We start from the raw sequence: 19,682 nt of genomic DNA on the forward strand, positions 1-19,682 counted from the left end.
AAAAAACGGGATAAAAATCCAAAAAAAACAGCTTTCTAACGGCTTTGTTAAATAAATTTTAGCATTTAGAGGACACATTTATTAACTAAATAGTTGTTTTAAAATAAAGTTTTTTATTTTTGCCAACAAATTAAATTCTAAAATTAAAAATTATGTCAGACATTGCATCAAGAGTAAAAGCGATTATCGTAGACAAATTAGGTGTTGACGAAAACGAAGTTGTAACAGAAGCTAGCTTCACCAATGATTTAGGAGCTGACTCATTAGACACTGTTGAGCTTATTATGGAATTCGAAAAAGAATTTGACATTCAAATTCCAGACGATCAAGCAGAAAATATTGCTACTGTTGGTCAAGCTATCTCTTATATCGAGGAAGCAAAAAAATAATAACTCGCACCCGTTTATGATGCAAAATAAACGGGTGTTATTATTTTATTTTTTTTAATAAAATGACACTAGAAGATTTTTTTCTTCTTGTAAATACTAATATATGTAATACCCATGTCTCTTTTGTACAACATACAATCAAGAAAACGTGGGTTTTATTTGTTTAAAGCTAACAAAATAAATACGTTATGAAATTAAGGCGAGTTGTAGTTACAGGTTTAGGAGCACTAACTCCTATTGGAAACAACATCCAAGAATACTGGCATGGTCTTTTGAATGGAATTAGTGGAGCCGCCCCTATTACCTACTACGATACGGAAAAACATAAAACAAAATTTGCCTGCGAAGTAAAAAACTTCAATATTGAAGAGTACATGGACCGCAAAGAATCCCGTAGATTGGACAAATTTGCTCAATATGCAATTGCAGCAAGTGATGAAGCCATCAAAGACGCAGGACTTAACAACGAAAACATCGACAAACAAAGAGTTGGCGTTATTTGGGGTGCCGGAATTGGAGGTTTAGAAACTTTTCAAGATGAAGTAATGTATTATGCAAAAGGAGATGGAACGCCAAAATTCAATCCGTTTTTTATACCAAAAATGATCGCTGATATTGCACCGGCTCACATTTCGATGCGAAATGGTTACATGGGACCTAATTACACTACGGTGTCGGCTTGTGCTTCCTCTGCCAATGCCTTAATTGATGCTTTCAACTACATTCGCTTAGGCATGTGTGATGTAATTGTTTCAGGAGGCTCTGAAGCCGCTATAACCATTGCAGGAATGGGTGGCTTTAACTCTATGCATGCTTTGTCAACAAGAAATGAAAGCCCTGAAACAGCTTCTAGACCTTTTGATGGCACACGAGACGGGTTTGTATTAGGCGAAGGTGCTGGTGCTTTGGTGCTAGAAGATTACGAACATGCGAAAGCAAGAGGAGCCAAAATTTACTGCGAAATTGGCGGTGGCGGAATGTCATCAGATGCTTACCATTTAACCGCACCACACCCTGAAGGAATTGGAGTAATCGCGGTAATGAAAAACACACTCCGTGATGCAGGAATGAATCCAGAGGAAGTAGACCACATCAATACTCACGGAACTTCAACGCCACTTGGCGATGTAGCCGAATTGAAAGCTATTAGTGCCGTTTTTGGAGATCATGCCAAAACTATTAATATTAATTCAACCAAATCAATGACGGGACATTTATTAGGTGCTGCAGGAGCTATTGAAGCCATTGCTTCGATACTAGCTATGCAACACGGGATAGTCCCTCCTACAATCAATCACTCCGTAATTGACGAAAAAATCGACCCTTCCCTTAACCTTACCCTTAATTCCCCTCAAAAAAGAGACATTAAGGTAGCGATGAGTAACACGTTTGGTTTTGGAGGACACAACGCTTGCGTATTATTTAAAAAATTAGTTGACTAATTTATCTATGAATATCATTAGAAAAATATTTTCAAAATCCCGTTCCATTGAAGACGGGATTTTTTTTAATGCCCTCGAAAAAATCTTAGGCTTTTCACCGCTTGACTTAGAAAAATATCGAAAAGCGTTCACCCATCGCTCTTCTAACAAAATGGATAGCGAAGGAAATCCTATGAATTACGAGCGCCTAGAATTTTTAGGCGATGCCATGCTAGGCTCAGTAATTGCAGGATACTTATTCAACCAAGCGCCTTATGGCGATGAGGGCTATCTTACCAAAATGCGCTCAAAAATTGTCAGTAGAGAACATCTTAATGAACTAGGAAAAGACCTAAAACTAATTCAATTTATAGAAAGCAAAGTACCGGTTAACCATTTTGGCGAAAACATACATGGCAATATTTTCGAATCATTAATTGGCGCCATTTATTTAGATAGAGGGTACCTTTTTTGCGAAAAATTTATCCATTCAAGAGTCATTCGCCCTTATGTAGACATTAGCAAACTTGAAGGCAAAGTTATCAGCTATAAAAGTTTGGTTATTGAATGGTGTCAAAAAGAAAAGAAAAGTTTTTTCTTCGATATTTTTGAAGATAATGCCATCGATGGTCAACGCCTATTTGGAGTACGATTGAGCATAGACGAGAAAGTAATTGCCAAAGCACGAGCTACTTCCAAAAAGAAAGCTGAAGAAAAAGCAGCACAACGCGCTTATTTTGCCTTTCAAGAAAAGATAAACAAAAAATAACCTTAATTTTCTTAAAACTACAACGTTTTCGGTAGTCTTTTAACAAAATCATATCATTTCTACTTAGAAATTCTTCAATAGAAATACTATCTTTACTGCTTATTGTAACAGAATGGCAATTCATAAAGTAAATTTAGATGAATTTGAAGAAATAGAATACGCTATTATCGCAATTCATTCCACTATGGAAGATTACCGATTAGCCTACTCCGTTAATTCTTCCTTACAAATCAATCTTGCTAAAAACCCAAAGGATCTTTTTGTTAAGATTAAAGAAGGAGAAACATTTTTTTCAAGATTCTCTTTTTACGACGCCAAAAAAGATAGGTATTGGCATCTCATTCAAAATAAGAATGAGGTAATACAAACTAAAAATAACACAAAAACAAATTTGTTCTTAGAACAAGAAATTGAGATTTCGGTTCAAACTTATTTAATACCCGAACTGAAAAAAGCAGATTATTTTTTAAAAATCGAGGCAAGTCAAAACAATTTTAATGTATCACAAACCGTAACAAAGTTAAACGCTATAGACGCTATAAATATGTCGTATAGTATTGAAACCGAAAACATAAAATCAAAAAACAATTTAATTTTTTAATAAAATGCTTACAAACAAAAAAACGAAAATTGTAGCCACACTTGGGCCTGCATGTAGTACAAAAGAGATCATCAAAGATATGATTGAAGCAGGGGTTAATGTGTTTAGAGTAAATTTTTCTCATGCTGATTATAATGATGTTAGAAATAAGGTAAACATCATTCGCGAAATAAACGAAGAAAACGGATACACAACTGCCATCTTAGGTGATTTACAAGGGCCTAAACTTCGTGTTGGAGTTATGGAAGATGGCGTATTTGTAAATGATGGTGATTTAATCACTTTCACCACCGCAGAAGACATCATTGGAACATCTAAGAAGGTTTTCATGAAATATCAAAACTTTCCAAACGATGTGAATCCAGGGGAAAGAATCCTTTTGGATGATGGTAAATTAATTTTTGAAATTGTTGAAACTGATAAAAAAAGTGAAGTCCTTGCTAAGGTTATCCAAGGTGGAGAATTAAAATCCAAAAAAGGAGTAAATCTTCCAAATACTAAAATTTCTCTTCCCGCCATGACTGAAAAGGATATTGCGGATGCTAAATTTGCTATCGAATTACAATTAGATTGGATCGCTCTTTCTTTTGTTAAAACTCCTAGAGATTTACAAGATCTTCAAGAATTAATCGCAGAAAACTCTGAATTCAAAATTCCAATTATTGCCAAAATCGAAATGCCAGAAGCATTAGAAAACATAGACAAAATTGTAGCTTATTGCGATGCTCTAATGGTAGCCAGAGGCGATTTGGGTGTAGAACTTCCTGCTCATGAAGTACCCTTAGTGCAAAAAGAATTAATCAGAAGAGCTAAAACAGCAAGAATTCCAGTAATTGTAGCTACACAAATGATGGAAACCATGATTACTAGCTTGACTCCAACTCGTGCTGAAGTAAATGATGTGGCCAACTCAGTAATGGATGGCGCAGATGCTGTAATGCTTTCTGGAGAAACGGCAACAGGAAATTATCCTGTTCAAGTGATTCAAAAAATGACTCAAATTTTGGAAGCTGTTGAAGATTCACCACTAATCAATGTTCCTCAGAATACGCCTCAAATTAAAACCAACCGATACATCACTAAAACGATCTGTCATCATGCGGCTTTAATGGCCAATTCTATCAATGCCAAAGCGATTTGTACACTAACCAATAGTGGTTATACCGCTTTCCAAATTTCGGCTTGGCGACCTAATGCACATGTTTTAGTATTTACTTCAAACAAGCGCATCTTAACACAATTGAACTTATTGTGGGGCGTTAAATCATTCATGTACACTAAAGATGTTAGTACCGATGATACAGTAACCGATGTAAATGAAATCGTCAAAGAAAAAGGATTTGTTCAAAAAGGGGATTACCTAATCAACTTAGCGGCAATGCCAATTAAAGACAAAGGGATGGTTAACACGCTGAGAGTTTCTGAAATAGAATAATGTACAGCAGTTTATAAATGTAACGCCCCTCAATAGGGGCGTTTTTTATAGTATTTTTTTCTCAATTTAATAAGAATGTATATCTTTAGCATCGCCAATATAAAATCGACTACTAACTTAAATTAACAACATATGGCTTTTAACACCTCCAATAATCCATTTTTAAACAATAAAAGTTTTAAGAATCAAGGAAATCCTGAAACGGTACACCAAGCTACGGTTATTGATTATAATCAAAGTATGACGTTATCTGGAACCTTAAACAGAAGTTTAATTTTGTTTTTGTTACTAACAGCCTCTGCGACTATTACATGGTGGATGGCTTTTAATGAAATGAATCCGATGGTACCCACTATAGGCGGAGCTATCGTAGGACTAATCTTGGTTATGATTGCTGCATTCAAACCTCATTTATCACCTTATTTGGCACCTGGATATGCCGTTTTTGAAGGGTTATTCATTGGGGGAATTTCGGCTATATTTGAAGCGAAATACCCTGGAATTGTTACTCAAGCAGTGGGTGCCACTTTTGTAACTTTTGCCGTTTGCTTAGGACTCTATAAATACCAAATTGTAAAAGTAACAGAGCAATTTAAATCGGTGGTTGTCGCTGCAACACTAGCTATTGCGACGTACTATTTAATCTCTTGGTTGTTTTCAATGTTTACTGGTTATACTCCTGTTCACTATGACAATTCAATGATGAGCATCGGGATTAGTGTTTTTGTAATTATCGTTGCTGCTTTGAATTTATTTTTGGATTTTGACCGAATCGAGCAAGGCGTTACTGAAAAAATGCCCAAATACATGGAATGGTATGGCGCTATGGGATTATTAATTACCTTAGTTTGGTTGTATGTCGAATTTTTAAGATTGTTATCAAAACTTTCAAGTAAAGACTAAAAATTAAAAGCGGCTATCAATTTTGATAGCCGCTTTTTTTATAACAAATCTATATTACTCCTAAGTTGTAGTTTTTACTGCATTGGCAACAGCCACTTGTTGAATATCGCGATCAAACAAATACAAACCTCCCTTATCATCTCCTATCAAATTGATTTTATCCAAAATAGATTTGGCGGTAGCCTCCTCTTCAATTTGTTCGGCAACATACCATTGCAAGAAATTGTGTGTTGCATAATCTTTTTCAGAAAAAGTACGATCTACTAATTCATTAATCGAATTCGAAACAAATATTTCATGTTTGTACAATTCTTCAAACATCCCCTGAAAAGTATCATAAGTAGTTTTAGGCGCTTTTAAATCTGTGATTTGTGCATGTCCGCCTCGTTCATTAACATACTTGATCAGTTTCAACATATGAGCGCGTTCCTCATCGGACTGTGCATACATAAATTGTGCGATTCCTTCTAAGCCATGAACCTCAGCCCAACAAGCCATCGACAAATAAATTTGAGAGGATTCTGCCTCGATGCGGATTTGGTGGTTTAGTGCCGTTTCGATATTTTTAGACAACATGATTTAAAATTTTAAGGGTTATTACAATAGGCTATAAAACAAAATTAGCAAAAAGTTATCATAAAGATATTTATTTAGAAGCCATCATAAAACTTCAATACTACAAATTGCTTCAATTTAGAATCATAATAAGTATGTAAATAATAGTTCTTATGACGCAGCGTGTTTTGCAAAACGAACTCTGGATGCTCATAAGAAAAGCGTTGGAGAAAATCAACTGCCAATGGCGCTGGTTTTGAAGCCATCGGATTTCCTCTTTTATCTAATAGACTTTCAAAATAAACATTCCAAGACACAGAATAAGAATTGCTAAAAAACTGCTCCTCATCGGGCAAAAAACGTGAAGAATAGCGCTCCACTTCTTGGCTACCTCCTATGGTTAAAAATAAATTTTCAGGAGTTTTATAAACCGAAACCCCTAAATCAGTAGTAGATAATTGGTTTAAAAACTTAGCCGTGTTTTTAATTGCTTTAGGTCTTTGATTTGCAATTTGAATAGTTAAGGGAGAATTTTTGAACGTAATGCTATCATTTTTGGCCACATGAAATTCTTTGATAAATTCATTGGTTTCAAAGTCTTTGATGCCAAAATGCAACTCTTCATTATTCGCAGCCAACTGGTAGATTTTGTTCTCGTGATAATAAGAATTTGCATGTCCATTACCGCGTTTTAATGGAAATTGTGTGAAAATTTGCTCTTTAAGTTGTAGCGTTTTAAAATCAAGTTGCACTAATTGAGTTTCAAACCAATTATGATCGAAAGTGAAGAGAATATCATTTTCACGCACATAGAATTTGGATTTACTTGTGGCTTTAAATAACGGATTATAGGTTCTGGTTTCTATTTTTTCCAATGGCAAAAAAGCCAAAATCATCGATAAATTGACTGCTTCTTTCTTAGTATTCACAAATTCGAAACTACTAAAATCAAGAAGATATTGTGTTTTTATACCCGCTTTAAAAACATACAACCCCAAAGCATTCTCTGTGTTTTTTTTAGTGAGTAAATAGAAACTATTGTTTTCGTTAAAAGTATAAAGGACCGTTTCTCGAAGTAATGCTACTGAAAGAAAACTAGTTATTATTTTTTTTGAAGCGAAGTCATAATGTAGTGCAACTATCTTTTTATAACTAGGATCAGCCCAATAAACAGTCGGATTTTCGTCCGTCTCAAAAGAATAACCTACCATTGACTTATAGCCTAGATCAGGCCGAGGTACAGTCATACTATCCTTAAAAAACAAAAAAGGATTATACTTTAGTATCGTTGTTTTCTCTTTATCAGTGGCAAAAACAAATACATTGTCATTTTTCCTATCCGAAGCACAAATAATTTGATGGTAATCTTTTGATTTTTTTAATTCCAAAGGATGAGAAGCGACCCTTATTTGTCCAAAAAACAAAGAAACATTTCCAAAAAATAAAAGTACCACTAGCTGCTTCATCTTTTCTTATAATTAAAATACTACATTTATTGCTGCAAATAATATGCCAAAGACCAAATGATTATTCGTTCATGATTTCTTGAAAATAATCTACGAATTGCCCCAAGTGCAACCCATCCATCAAACCGTGATGCACATGCACCGACATATTCATTCGCCTACTCCCATCGTTTTGGATCATCATTTTTCCAAAAGAAATTTTAGGGCAACTATCCGGAAAAGTATAACTTCGAGCATGAGATAAGGAGGTAAAATCCAACCAAGGTACAGCTGAAAAATGAATTAAATTCTCCAAATCAAATTCTCGGGTAAATAATCCGGTGGTGGTCTGAATTCTCTGAATTTCTGCTAAGGCATTTTTTTCGAAAACTGTAAAATCAGGATCAAATTCTATCAACGAAAATCCGAAAGTTCCATCGGGTCGGCTAATCGTTGCTGAGCCATCAATCCGATCGTAAACTACAATATTTTCGTTCTCTATTCGGTATCTAAAATTTTCTATTGCATTAACCGCTTGCAAGGTTTTGTGTAAATAATAAATAAAAAAAGAAGATGAAACCACTTTGGCCTTATCATAAGCTATTGTGCAATCGATAGCTACGGTAGCTCCAAAAAAAGGCTCTTCCATTTGTTTAAAAAAATGAAAATGTTCTTTTCTGTTCCAATTTTCTAGGTCAAACAGCTGTTTCATTAGGTTAAAAGTGGAATTATATCGGTTAATTGTTGCAATGTAGTAAAGTTTGGATGGTCAACTTTGTGGTCTATTTTCTCGTGTGCCCAAGTTGTATGAAAAGGAATGTGAGCCGCATGTCCGCCTATCGAAAGTACAGGCAAAACATCCGACTTAAGCGAATTTCCAATCATATAAAATGCATCGGGTTGTATTTCCAAGCGTTTAATTAAATCTAAATAATCGATTTCTTGCTTATCAGACATCACTTCAATATGATGAAAATAAGGCCCTAAACCTGAATTGTGTAGTTTTCTTCTTTGGTCTAATAAATCCCCTTTGGTGGCTACGACTAATTTGTATTTACCGCTCAACGCTTCTAAAGTTTCGGTCACACCATCTAGCAAATCTACTGGTTTTTCTAATAAGTCTTTTCCATATTGGACGATTTTGGCAATTGCTTCAATTGAAATAGTATTATTAGAAATTTTCATGGCTGCTTCTATCATGGATAAAATATAACCTTTAATACCATACCCATACAACTTTAAATTGGCAATTTCAATTTGAAACAATTCGGATGAAATCCCTTGATGTGAAAGATAATCTTCCATCAATCCACAGAATTTTTTCTCGGTTTGGTCAAAATACATTTCATTGCCCCAAAGAGTATCATCAGCATCAAAAGCGATTACTTTTAGATTTTTCATAGTGTTACAAATTTAATGCTACAAAAATAAGCGAATATCTGTAAGGAAGCGATACCGTCAGTAAATTGTTGGTCGAAAGCATCGTTCATTTCCAATGTCATTAAAAAAATGAAAATTTAGAAATTCTTTAACGCTGTTTCACCAAATATTCCGCTGTCTATCAGTATTTTTGTAAAAAAACAGCATGAAAAAACTATTTTTTTTATTGTACAGCGTCACTATCCTTTTGTTTTCGTGCTCCTCAGGTGGTTCGGACCACAGCACCAATGAAGCTAAAGGGGAATCGGGCTCGTTTAACTTTACATATGCTGAAATTCCTTCTAAACCCATACCGGTTCACTACTATTATCCTTCAAATTCGAACAAAGCAACCTGTAAAATCCTAATGGTGTTCCATGGAGATAGTCGTGATGCCAGTTATTATAGAAATTTATGGATAAATTATGCTGAAAAATACCAAGTGATGGTTTTTGCTCCTGAATTTTCTGAAAAGGATTTTCCTGGTGGTAATTTTTATATTATGGGTAATGTTTACAAAGACACGAACAAACCTAAACCTGACGAATTGAATCCGGAATCCCAATGGACCTTTTCTTATATTGAACCTTTATTTTCCGAAATCAAAAAAAGAACCCATAGCACGCAATCAAAATATGATATTTACGGCCATTCTGGCGGAGGACAATTTGCACATCGTTTAGTGTTACTAAAATCGAATTTGAGTATCAACCAAATCATCAGCTCCAACGGAGGATGGTTTACAGTGGCTGATCCCGAAGCGGACTTTCCCTACGGATTAAAAAATGCCCCGATACCGACGTCAAACTATGCTCGTTTTTTTGCTTCAAAACTCACTGTACAAGTAGGAAGTCCATGCAACGTTTGTAATTCGAGCCAAAGTGACCAAAGTGCAGGATTCAGACATAATGCCTCAGCTGATGCTCAAGGTCTTAATCGAATAGACCGCGCTTTGTATTTTTTCAACAATGGGAAAGCCATGGCGCAACAACTTGGCTTACCTTTTCACTGGAAATTTAGAGAAGTGAGTAATGCTTATCACGACCCTGTTAGCACAAGTCAAGATGCCGCTAAACTCTTATACGAATAAAAAACAACGCCTCGATATCTCGAGGCGTTGTTTTTAACATGCTATTTTATTCCTAAACCAAAGCTGCTTTGATTAAATATTCTGCAATTTGTATCGTGTTTGTAGCAGCTCCTTTTCTTAAGTTATCAGCTACAATCCACATATTCAAAGTATTCGCTTGGCTTTCGTCACGACGAATTCTACCTACAAAAACGTCATTTTTCCCTTCAGCATAACGAGGCATTGGATAGGTGAAGGTGTCTAAATTATCTTGAACTACCACGCCATCTGTATGGTGTAAAATGTTGCGAACTTCTGAAACATCAAAATCATTTGTAAATTCAACATTCACCGCTTCACTATGACCACCAACTACTGGCACGCGCACTGCAGTTGCAGTAACTCTAATGGTATCATCGCTTAAGATTTTTTTGGTTTCGTTGACTAATTTCATTTCTTCTTTGGTGTATCCGTTGTCCTCAAAACTATCACATTGCGGAATACAATTGCGATTGATTTTGTATTTGTATACCATTTCACCTTCAATTCCGGCTACTTCATTTTCAAATTGCTGTACTGCTTTAACCCCCGTACCTGTGATGGACTGATAGGTAGAAACAATGACACGCTTGATGTTGTATTTTTGATGTAAAGGCGCCAAAGCTAATACCATCTGGATGGTTGAACAGTTTGGATTTGCAATGATTTTGTCTTCTTTAGTCAATTGGTTGGCATTGATTTCTGGAACCACTAATTTTTTGGTTGGGTCCATTCTCCAAGCAGAAGAATTATCGATTACAGTAGTACCTGCTGCTGCAAATTTTGGAGCCCATTCCAAAGAAGTTCCTCCACCAGCAGAAAACAAAGCAATATCTGCTTTTAAATCTACAGCGGTTTGCAATCCTACCACTTTATACTTTTTGCCGTTGAATTCAATCTCTTTGCCCACAGATTTTTCTGAAGCTACCGGAATCAACTCGGTCACTGGAAAATTACGCTCTGCTAGTACTTTCAACATGATTTCGCCTACCATTCCGGTAGCGCCTACTACTGCTATTCTCATTGTATCTGTTTTATTATGACTATTTTAATGAGGCACAAATGTAAGAATTCTTTAAAACAAATCAACAACAACGACAAATATTAACAAATTGTTACAAATACAACAATTCAATTTTTAATCTTCTAATTTTAACAAAAAAAACCGCTTCTAAATTAAAGAAACGGTTAAGTTAGACACTAGTGTAGCGGTATTATTTCTTTAATAAATCTCTAATTTGAGTCAACAATTCTTCTTGAGTAGGGCCTGCCGGAGCAGTTGGCGCTGCTTCTTCTTTTTTCTTCATACCATTGATTGCTTTAACCATCAAAAAAATCACAAAAGCAATTACTAAGAAACTGATGATGGCTGCTAGAAATTTACCATACAAGATACCACCGTCAGTTTTTAATCCAGCTAAATCCTCTACTTGAGCGGCTTTCAAAGCAGGATTTAGTAAGGCTGGCGTGATTACGTCGGCAACCAATGAGTTAACAATTGCACCAAAAGCGCCGCCAATTATAACTCCAACGGCTAAATCCATTGCGTTTCCTTTGGCAATAAAATCCTTAAATTCTGTGATCATTCCCATATCTATAGTTTTTGTTGATTAAATAGAATATAAATATAAATATTTTTTTGAAACGAGTGGAAAGAAATTATTCTCTGTAAAACACACGCTTGACACGCTGGGAAATACTCGTCAAAATTTCATACGGAATGGTGTGTAATTTCTCGGCCATTTCGCTTACGGTCGGGCTTTCGCCAAAAATGATCACTGGATCTCCTTCTTGGCACACAATGTCTGTTACATCCACCATTAGCATGTCCATGCATACACTTCCTAGAATTATGGCTTTTTGGTGATGTATCGAAACGTAGCCTACTCCATTTCCCCAAAGACGGGCAATTCCATCGGCATAACCAATGGGGATTGTTGCGATTTTGGTCTTTTTTTCTGCCATAAATCGACGTCCATAACCTACAGAATCGCCTGCAGGAATTGTTCGGATTTGTGAGATTACCGATTTCAGCGTACTTACATTCTCTAATTTTTTTTGCTCATCGGCATCGTTAGAAACGCCATACAAACCAATGCCTAACCGAACCATATCGAATTGTGCATGCGCAAAATTACTGATTCCAGAAGTATTCAAAATATGACGAATCGGGGTAATGCACAACTCCTTGATCAATACTGAAGAGAGCTTTTCGAACAAATCGATTTGTGATTCAACAAAAGCGCTATGATGTAGATCATCACTTGTGGCCAAATGGGATAAAATACTTTTTACCTTCACACGAGTAGTAGCCCTGAGAATTACAATCAATTCTTCGATACTTTCTTGTTCAAAACCTAAACGATGCATGCCCGTATCTATCTTGATGTGAATCGGAAATTGATGTAATTTTTTTTGCTCTGCTATTTTTAAAAAAGAGCGCAAGCCTTTGAGACTATAAATTTCTGGCTCGAGTTGGTATTGAATAATGGCGGAAAAACTAGTAGACTCAGGATTCAGTACCATGATTGGCAATCGAATTCCTGCTGCTTTTAGCGCAATTCCTTCATCGGCGAAAGCCACTCCCAAATAATCTACTTGATGGTGTTCTAGTAATTTCGCAATTTCAAATCCCCCATTTCCGTAGCCAAAAGCTTTGACCATCACCATCATTTTAGTGGAAGGCTGCAATTTGGATCGAAAAAAATTCAGGTTATGACTAATCGCATTTAGATTAATCTCTAACACTGTTTCATGTGTTTTTTCTTCAAGAGTAGCTACAATATCTTCGAAATGAAAACTTCTGGCGCCTTTAATTAAAATAGTCTCGTTTCTAAAAAAATCACTGTCTAAGTGTGCCAAAAACGCTGACGTGGTCTCATAAGTAATGCAATTAACAAACTTGTGCTTAAAGGCGGTTATAGTAGCACCAATTCCGATAACTCGATTGATTTTATTGGAAATAATGAGTTGTGATACTTTGGAATACAATTCTTCATCACTCAAACCACTTTGAAAAATATCTGATAAGATGACCGTTTTTTTCTTGTATTGTTTTTGGCTTTCTAGAAAATCAAGCGCGATTTTTAACGACTGAAAATCGGAACTATAACTATCATCTATAATTGTAGTACTATTAATTCCGTCCTTAATCTTTAGACGCATTTCAACAGGATACAACAAAAGCATACGATACTCAATGGTTTCCCTGTCATACCCTAAGTGAAGCAACACCATCAAACAATGAATGGCATTTTCGATGGAGGCATCATCTTGAAAAGGGATAGTTACCGTAAAAGCGTAGGAATGTAATTGTATATGAAGTTTGGTTTTGTCTAGAATACTTGTTTTTTGAATGAAAACATCTGCAGAACGATCTTTAAAACTCCAAGAAAAGGTTTTCAAAGAGGGATTTAAAAACGCTTCAATAGTTTTATTTTTAGCATAAATCAGGAGTTCACAATTCTTAAAAAGCAGGAGTTTTTCCTTTATTTTTTCCCCAATTGAAGTAAATCCTTCATCATGAGCCGAACCGATATTCGTCAAAATCCCGAGAGTAGGCCGAATGATTTGTTCTAAATTCGACATTTCATGGATGGTAGAAATTCCGGCCTCAAAAATTCCTAAATTATGTTGCTTCGCGATGCCCATCACAGATAAGGGTACACCTACCTGAGAATTATAACTTTTCGGACTACGAATGATTGTATAATCAGGGCTAAGCAAAAAATTTAGCCACTCCTTCACAATAGTTTTACCGTTGCTTCCTGTAAGACCGATTACGGGAAAATGAAACAAACGTCGATGGTAAGCTGCTAATTTTTGTAGCGCAGTTAAAACATGCTCAACTACTAAAAAATTTACATTATGATGACAATCTTTGGGAATATACTGTACTACAAAATGTGTAACCCCCTGTTTCATCACATCATTTAGATACAAATGTGCATCATTATTAGGACCAATTAAAGCGAAAAACAAGGTGTTTGTGCTATTTTGCAGGGAACGGCTATCAATAGAAATAGCCTCTATAATGGATGAGGCATCACCTTCGAAAGAAGCATTAATTTGTTGGGCAATGGTAGCAATTGAAAGATTCATTAGGTACTTAATTTGAAAGTAAAAATACTAAAAGGCGAGCGAATCGCAGGAATTTATATTTTATTTAACTAGAAGGAATTTTGATTGGAATACCCTAAAACAATTGTAAATTGCAAACCATTACATGGGCCTAAAAACGCTTGACTTTGAAAAAAATACTTCCTTTCTTTTCTTATGTATTCCATCCGATATTTATACCGCTGATGGCTACATTATTTTATTTTTATTATACTTCAACAGCATTTGAAAGCAAAGAAATAGGCATTGTTCTGCTACAAATTCTTGTTTTGACCATCGTAATTCCTATACTTATTTTCTTTTTATTAAAAGCATTAAATCAGATAGATTCCGTAATGGCGACAGCCGTAGAGCAGCGCAAAATTCCTTTGGTTTTACAATCTTTCATTATGATTCTTTTGATCAAAAGAAGTCTTACTATTGAACGCTATTTAGAATTGCATTTTTTCTTTTTGGCCGCTTTATTAAGCACTTTAATTGCGTTACTCTTGCTATTTGTCAAAATTAAAGCTAGTATTCACCTACTCGCTTTTAGTTCACTCACTATATTTATCTTAGGATTACAACTACAACATTCTGAGTATTTTTCTGTTGTGTTTCCTGTTTTTATCTTCTTAAACGGTGTTATCGCTTCTTCAAGATTGGTAATGAAGGCGCACACTCCTAAGGAACTGATCATTGGATTATTAGCAGGTACTATCCCACAATTAGGGTTATTGTTTCTTTGGGCATAAAATAGTCCGTCCTATCTGTTACAGTTAACATTAGAAATTTTATGCTAAAAAATTAAAATTTTTATGACTGTCCGTAACTCATACCAACAGTCTAAATAATGACAATATACTTTGCGTCTCTGCGCCTTTGCGTGAAATTGGGCTCGCAAAGTCGCGAAGACGCAAAGATCAGAAAGGATTATATTTGTGAAAAACATTCAACAACTAATTTATTCTGTGAAATGGTACTAGTCACGGATAGTCTTAAAAATTTTTATGGGTACAGGTCATAAAATATAAAAAAGGACTCCAATATTAAGATTTTGAAATTGAATTTTTTCTGCTCCTATTTGTCCTTTCTTGAACAAAGAATTCAATCCATATTGGAAGTAAACATTAAAAGTATTGTAACCCGCCGCTAGATGCACTCCATAAAGCAACCGATTTAAATCTGCATTGTTCCTAATAATCAATTTCGTAGCATTTGCTTGATACAAACTACGATCAGTCAACAAATAACTCAACTTAAAACCAGCATAAATTCTCCAAAATTGAGTGCTCTCAAAAGTTGAAGTACGCCATCTGAGCTCGATAGGCAAATCAAGAGTTAAAGTTGAAAATTTGTTTTTACTGTAATTTCCACCTTCTAAAAAACTGTATCCCGGATTTTTATTACTACCCGAAATTCCAAAATTATGATTGTAGTTATTATGTGTCAAACCAAGACCTGAAGCCACTGCAACAGTCCGATTTTTATTCAATGGCATATCTCTTAAGAAACCCGCTGTAAAACCGGCAGCAATTTTATCATCAGAATAGCCTTTGGGAGCGGCAATCAAATTATTATAGGTCACGCCTAGATAAAACTGATCCTCACGGTACAAGGAATCTATTTTGATTTTTGGTCTTTGCGGGTCAAAAGAAACCTCTTGAGCCAATATGCAGGTCTCAACCAAAAGAAAAAAAAGCAATAAAATAGTACGCATAGCAAAATGATAAGATTGATCTCGAAAAAAAAGAGGAATTCAACGCGTTGGGTGAAATTATTTTTGACCACATAGATGAATTGAAAGTACACTTTTATAAAGAAACAAATAGACATTTTACAATTCAAATAACTCCTCAATTGTGAGAAATAGTACTATTTATGTTTTTTCTATGTGCATTTGCTATTACTCCATGGCACTAGCCTACATTTAGGCATTGACATGCGGCTGAGTCTACTTTTTAATTTCACCCAACGGGTTAATCCTGTACAAATATACTATTTTGAAATTGCAATTGGACGGATGACCAAAAAAGGAAACGCGACGTTACACTAAGGAATAAAGCGCCCCCTGAACAATAGCCCGTCTGCTGATTTCTTTGTCCATAAAATTTTGAATTAATGTTTTCTTAAGTCCCCAATGTGGTGCAATGAGCAAATCCCAATCTGAAATTCCAAACAAGCGTTGAATAACAATATCGGGACGTAACAATGGTATCAATTGACACAATAAATCTGTGTATTCTTCCAAAGTGAATAGCGGAAAAGGATTTCGTTTATAGTGCACCCCAAGAATGGAGCCCTCGACAATATGTAAATGATGGAACTTAACGAATTTTATTTGTGGAAATTGATTCATTTCATGAATGTATTGTAACATCATTTCGACAGTTTCACCAGGGAAACCAAATACAGTATGAATACACAAATCAATAGGACTATCGGCAAACCATTCGACCGCTTGAAGAAATTCTTGATGAGAACAACCTCGATTAATCTGCTGCAAAGTAGCGTCGTACATAGACTCCATCCCCATTTCAACATCTACATTTAATCGATCGCAATAGGATTCTAGCAAAGCGATTGTTTCAGGATCCAAACAATCAGGACGTGTCCCCACTGAAAGTCCAACGATTAAATCAGGCGCAGCAGCCAACGCTTCATCATAACATTTTTTTAAATACGCAACGGAACCATAAGTATTAGTATTGGGTTGAAAATACACAATAAACCGTTCTGCTTTATAGGATTTTTGGGCTCTTTCGATACCTTGAAGTACTTGCTGTGTTAGGCTTGGCAGTTTTCTAGAGAGTTCAGGCGTAAAAGAATCGGTATTACAATAGGTACACCCGCCAAATCCTTTACTTCCATCTCGGTTAGGGCAGCTAAAACCCGCATCTACTATGATTTTGTATACCTTCTGTCCGTTGTACTTATCTTTTAAAAAAGTGCCATAATTGTTATAGCCTTTTCTCTCATTAGAAACTATTGCCTTCATTTTGCAAAAATACAGCTTCTTCTACAAAATGGACTAAAAGGAACTTGTAAAGTATTGCTAAATAACGCCTTTGAAAATTTCAAGTGCAAAATTCACTTATGCTGACTACCTCATTATCATTCTTGTTGAGGTCTACACGAATTTTTTGCAATACTCGGGATGCTTTGTCGGTAACTTTTGCCGGTGATGCGTTGTATGTGTTTTGGGTAGATGCATAACCTCTTGCTCTCTGTTTTCATACTCTATCTATAGCTTTGATTGGGCTTTGACTTACTTATAACTGCTCTTAACTTTTTATCGAAGTATAAATTTATAAAAAAAGTATTTGGTTATTCTTCTTGAAACAAGATGCGGTACCTTTCCTCTAACACTGTTTTGTATTTTTCTTTGTACTCATGAGACAGAAAGGAATGATCAATCCATTTTATGGCTATAGGTTTGTTTTTTTGGAAGCGTTTGGCTAAGCTTTTCAATTGCTTTTGGTTTAGTCCTAAGCCAATTCCCAATCTTTCAAAATGTTCCCATTTGAGTTTTTTCTTTTTACCTTCTAAGGTTAGGACTAACTCTTCGGTGTCGTCTGGGTTGACAATGGCTACATTTAATAAATCGTAGGCAGGCGCAAGTGTCCAAGTATCATTGGAATAGATCATGGAAAAGTTTTTCAAATGCATGTCGTTGTTTCCGGTTAGGAAACTGAAAATGCCCAATTCTAGAAAGTACACTTTGTCGAGCAGGGTGTTATCAGAATACTCGTGTAATGCTTTGCCAATTTTTTCCATCGAGCTTTTGTATTTATCGAAAGCTTCTGTGATTTGGAACATATCGAGCATGTGGATTTTCTCTCCTGTATCGGTCCTGTCGATGCGCTTAGTGATATAGGACAGTTCGCCTGATTGCAATCGAATCAAACTTGATTTCACCGTGTTGATGCCAAAAGCTTCGGCGATGCGCATGGTTACATGTTCGTTTTCGGGCATTTCGGAAAAGTGGTCTGAGGGCGGTTTGAAAATGTAATTTCCCCCCAAAGCACCTACTACGGTTAGTCGGCCTTTACTGCCATCATCTATGGTGTCGCTTACAATGGACAAGGATAATTTGGGTTGCACTCCCGGAACGGCCACACTTCTCTCCACTACATTTTTGGCCAGCTCCGCCATTTGTTTTAGCGAGTGTTCAAAGATCGGTTGTTGCTCGGTACCAAAAAAATAGACACTGCACTGCTCGTGAAAATCGCCAACGGTAGTATCGCTTAGTGACTGGTAACAATATAAACATTTCTTACTCATTTTCGATTGGTATGGGTTGTACACTAACCGCTCCGATACAATTTTGGCAACAAGCCAGCAGTAGTCCCATGCGATCGTTTGGATTGATTTTCCAGCTTTTAGAAGCAATATCTAATAGCCATCCTTCAGGTATTAGTCCTTCAAAAAATGGGAACAATCGTTTTTCACTATACATTTTGACGCTGACAGGCATTGTTAGAGAGAGGCATTCTTTTGGATGATCTTGTATGTACCTTCCCTCATATTGAAAGGTGTATTCCCCTTCGTCGGTTTCAGTGAGTATTCCGGCTAGGTATTCTTTGTAATATATGGCCGCTTTTCTCATGATCCTTGTGCTTCATTTTTTGATAATTCTCTTGCGTTAACTGGTGCTAAGGTATGTCCAAACATTTTGAGTACTTGATTCACTTTTTCCAAATTCAAGTTTTCTTTACCCTGTTCTATTTTTCGAATCACAGTTAGTGCCACTCCAGCGCGCTCGGCAAAGGCTTCCTGAGTTAGTTTTACTTCGTTTCTTTTCTCTTTTACAAAATTAGCCAGTGTGTTCATGATTATATGCTTTTGCATTGATTATAAACAAATATACTAAATTATATGTAAAAGCATATAGCTTGTAAATATACAAAGATAGTAATAGATGCCATTTGAGTCATTTTTTGCCATTTATATCAAAAAGTATCCTACTTTACAATTTAGCGAGACCCAATTTTCTGTAGATTCCGAGGGTCTCGATTTAACTCCTTGACATTTGATAAAGAATGCATATTTTAGAAGGCTATAAAAAGAAAAAACCTCGAAAACACTATGGTTTTCGAGGTTTTGAACCCTTTTGACATTTAAATCAGCAGAGAGGAAGATCTCTCTAATATTCAAGATTTCTTTGCCGAAGCTTTAAATATGCAGCGAGGGATAAAATACGAAAAAAGACATCTTAATTCCTTAGAATACAAAGTACAAAAAGAGCATGGAGCACTTTTATTACTTCAAAGATCTCAAGCAGTAATTAAAAACAAAGAAGCTTTATTGCTTCAAAGCAAAATTTTTTCTGACTTTATAACCAAAGAACTTAATCTTGAAATGAAGAATAAGTACAACGTTTTTGTAGAACAACATCCATTGGGAAAAGATTTTAAAGAAAAACTGGCTGAACTTAAAATAAAAAAACAATCAGAACAAACCAAAAACATAAACCTAATTAAAACCTACTCCCGTTTTGTGTTTGTACCACAATTTCTCTTTTGTTGATAAGATATTA

General features: G+C 35.6%; 21 protein-coding genes. 9 read left to right on the top strand and 12 right to left on the bottom strand.

The genetic code is table 11. From position 1 onward, the window contains the following. Positions 1 to 152: 152 nt before the first annotated feature. From ACSVH7_RS01535 to ACSVH7_RS01560, 6 genes are all read left to right on the top strand, one after another. On the top strand, positions 153 to 389 hold the full coding sequence (locus tag ACSVH7_RS01535; RefSeq protein WP_007137004.1) for an acyl carrier protein: 237 nt from the start codon (positions 153 to 155) through the stop codon (positions 387 to 389). Positions 390 to 577: 188 nt separating this feature from the next. Continuing rightward, a complete protein-coding gene (fabF, locus tag ACSVH7_RS01540; RefSeq protein WP_438064932.1) occupies positions 578 to 1,831 on the top strand; it encodes a beta-ketoacyl-ACP synthase II in 1,254 nt (417 codons plus the stop codon). A 7-nt stretch (positions 1,832 to 1,838) separates the two neighbouring features. After that, complete coding sequence (gene rnc / locus ACSVH7_RS01545) at positions 1,839 to 2,579, top strand: ribonuclease III (protein WP_438064933.1); 741 nt, start codon at positions 1,839 to 1,841, stop codon at positions 2,577 to 2,579. Positions 2,580 to 2,691: 112 nt separating this feature from the next. After that, positions 2,692 to 3,180, top strand: coding sequence for an IPExxxVDY family protein (locus ACSVH7_RS01550; protein WP_438064934.1), 489 nt, complete (start codon positions 2,692 to 2,694; stop codon positions 3,178 to 3,180). 4 nt (positions 3,181 to 3,184) lie between these two features. After that, entirely contained in the window at positions 3,185 to 4,615 is a 1,431-nt protein-coding gene (pyk, locus tag ACSVH7_RS01555) for a pyruvate kinase (protein WP_438064935.1), read from the top strand. 132 nt (positions 4,616 to 4,747) lie between these two features. Then, on the top strand, positions 4,748 to 5,518 hold the full coding sequence (locus ACSVH7_RS01560; protein WP_438064936.1) for a Bax inhibitor-1/YccA family protein: 771 nt from the start codon (positions 4,748 to 4,750) through the stop codon (positions 5,516 to 5,518). Between the two features lie 60 nt (positions 5,519 to 5,578). On the opposite strand, the gene ACSVH7_RS01565 is transcribed toward ACSVH7_RS01560, so the two are convergent. From ACSVH7_RS01565 to ACSVH7_RS01580, 4 genes are all read right to left on the bottom strand, one after another. Further along, positions 5,579 to 6,094, bottom strand: a complete 516-nt coding sequence (locus ACSVH7_RS01565) for a ferritin (RefSeq protein WP_438064937.1) — start codon at positions 6,092 to 6,094, stop codon at positions 5,579 to 5,581. 74 nt (positions 6,095 to 6,168) lie between these two features. Beyond that, positions 6,169 to 7,539 carry a hypothetical protein gene (locus ACSVH7_RS01570; protein WP_438064938.1) on the bottom strand — a complete coding sequence of 457 codons (1,371 nt, stop codon included), beginning with the start codon at positions 7,537 to 7,539 and terminating at the stop codon, positions 6,169 to 6,171. Positions 7,540 to 7,600: 61 nt separating this feature from the next. Next, complete coding sequence (locus ACSVH7_RS01575; RefSeq protein ID WP_438064939.1) at positions 7,601 to 8,230, bottom strand: CatA-like O-acetyltransferase; 630 nt, start codon at positions 8,228 to 8,230, stop codon at positions 7,601 to 7,603. Further along, entirely contained in the window at positions 8,230 to 8,919 is a 690-nt protein-coding gene (locus tag ACSVH7_RS01580; protein WP_438064940.1) for an HAD family hydrolase, read from the bottom strand. Before ACSVH7_RS01580 ends, ACSVH7_RS01575 begins: the two co-directional genes overlap by 1 nt. A 184-nt stretch (positions 8,920 to 9,103) precedes the next feature. Between ACSVH7_RS01580 and ACSVH7_RS01585 the strand changes: the two genes are divergently transcribed. After that, positions 9,104 to 10,027 (top strand): hypothetical protein, encoded by a 924-nt coding sequence (locus ACSVH7_RS01585; RefSeq protein WP_438064941.1) that lies wholly within the window; start codon positions 9,104 to 9,106, stop codon positions 10,025 to 10,027. 52 nt (positions 10,028 to 10,079) lie between these two features. On the opposite strand, the gene ACSVH7_RS01590 is transcribed toward ACSVH7_RS01585, so the two are convergent. The 3 genes from ACSVH7_RS01590 to ACSVH7_RS01600 all read right to left on the bottom strand — a co-directional run bounded on the left by ACSVH7_RS01590 (position 10,080) and on the right by ACSVH7_RS01600 (position 14,146). Continuing rightward, complete coding sequence (locus ACSVH7_RS01590) at positions 10,080 to 11,069, bottom strand: aspartate-semialdehyde dehydrogenase (protein WP_438064942.1); 990 nt, start codon at positions 11,067 to 11,069, stop codon at positions 10,080 to 10,082. A 190-nt stretch (positions 11,070 to 11,259) separates the two neighbouring features. Next, complete coding sequence (gene mscL, locus ACSVH7_RS01595; protein ID WP_438064943.1) at positions 11,260 to 11,637, bottom strand: large conductance mechanosensitive channel protein MscL; 378 nt, start codon at positions 11,635 to 11,637, stop codon at positions 11,260 to 11,262. Positions 11,638 to 11,704: 67 nt separating this feature from the next. Continuing rightward, positions 11,705 to 14,146, bottom strand: a complete 2,442-nt coding sequence (locus ACSVH7_RS01600) for a bifunctional UDP-N-acetylmuramoyl-tripeptide:D-alanyl-D-alanine ligase/alanine racemase (RefSeq protein ID WP_438064944.1) — start codon at positions 14,144 to 14,146, stop codon at positions 11,705 to 11,707. Between the two features lie 146 nt (positions 14,147 to 14,292). On the opposite strand from ACSVH7_RS01600, the gene ACSVH7_RS01605 reads away from it, so the two are divergent. Then, on the top strand, positions 14,293 to 14,898 hold the full coding sequence (locus ACSVH7_RS01605; protein WP_438064945.1) for a hypothetical protein: 606 nt from the start codon (positions 14,293 to 14,295) through the stop codon (positions 14,896 to 14,898). Between the two features lie 266 nt (positions 14,899 to 15,164). Here the strand turns inward: ACSVH7_RS01605 and ACSVH7_RS01610 are convergent, their stop codons facing one another. The 5 genes from ACSVH7_RS01610 to ACSVH7_RS01630 form a co-directional block, all read right to left on the bottom strand. After that, positions 15,165 to 15,863, bottom strand: coding sequence for a porin family protein (locus tag ACSVH7_RS01610; protein WP_438064946.1), 699 nt, complete (start codon positions 15,861 to 15,863; stop codon positions 15,165 to 15,167). Between the two features lie 327 nt (positions 15,864 to 16,190). Further along, positions 16,191 to 17,141 (bottom strand): TIGR01212 family radical SAM protein, encoded by a 951-nt coding sequence (locus ACSVH7_RS01615; RefSeq protein ID WP_438064947.1) that lies wholly within the window; start codon positions 17,139 to 17,141, stop codon positions 16,191 to 16,193. Positions 17,142 to 17,470: 329 nt separating this feature from the next. Further along, the gene (locus ACSVH7_RS01620; RefSeq protein ID WP_438064948.1) at positions 17,471 to 18,427 is read right to left on the bottom strand and encodes a HipA domain-containing protein; all 957 of its coding nucleotides are present in this window, start codon (positions 18,425 to 18,427) and stop codon (positions 17,471 to 17,473) included. Next, entirely contained in the window at positions 18,420 to 18,752 is a 333-nt protein-coding gene (locus tag ACSVH7_RS01625) for a HipA N-terminal domain-containing protein (RefSeq protein WP_438064949.1), read from the bottom strand. The genes ACSVH7_RS01620 and ACSVH7_RS01625 overlap by 8 nt, the downstream gene beginning before the upstream one ends. Then, positions 18,749 to 18,976 (bottom strand): type II toxin-antitoxin system Y4mF family antitoxin, encoded by a 228-nt coding sequence (locus tag ACSVH7_RS01630; protein WP_438064950.1) that lies wholly within the window; start codon positions 18,974 to 18,976, stop codon positions 18,749 to 18,751. Before ACSVH7_RS01630 ends, ACSVH7_RS01625 begins: the two co-directional genes overlap by 4 nt. A 348-nt stretch (positions 18,977 to 19,324) precedes the next feature. On the opposite strand from ACSVH7_RS01630, the gene ACSVH7_RS01635 reads away from it, so the two are divergent. Continuing rightward, on the top strand, positions 19,325 to 19,672 hold the full coding sequence (locus ACSVH7_RS01635; RefSeq protein WP_438064951.1) for a hypothetical protein: 348 nt from the start codon (positions 19,325 to 19,327) through the stop codon (positions 19,670 to 19,672). The last annotated feature ends 10 nt before the right edge of the window (positions 19,673 to 19,682 follow it).

The organism is Flavobacterium sp. TSSA_36 (assembly GCF_051547165.1).
Lineage (GTDB): Bacteria > Bacteroidota > Bacteroidia > Flavobacteriales > Flavobacteriaceae > Flavobacterium.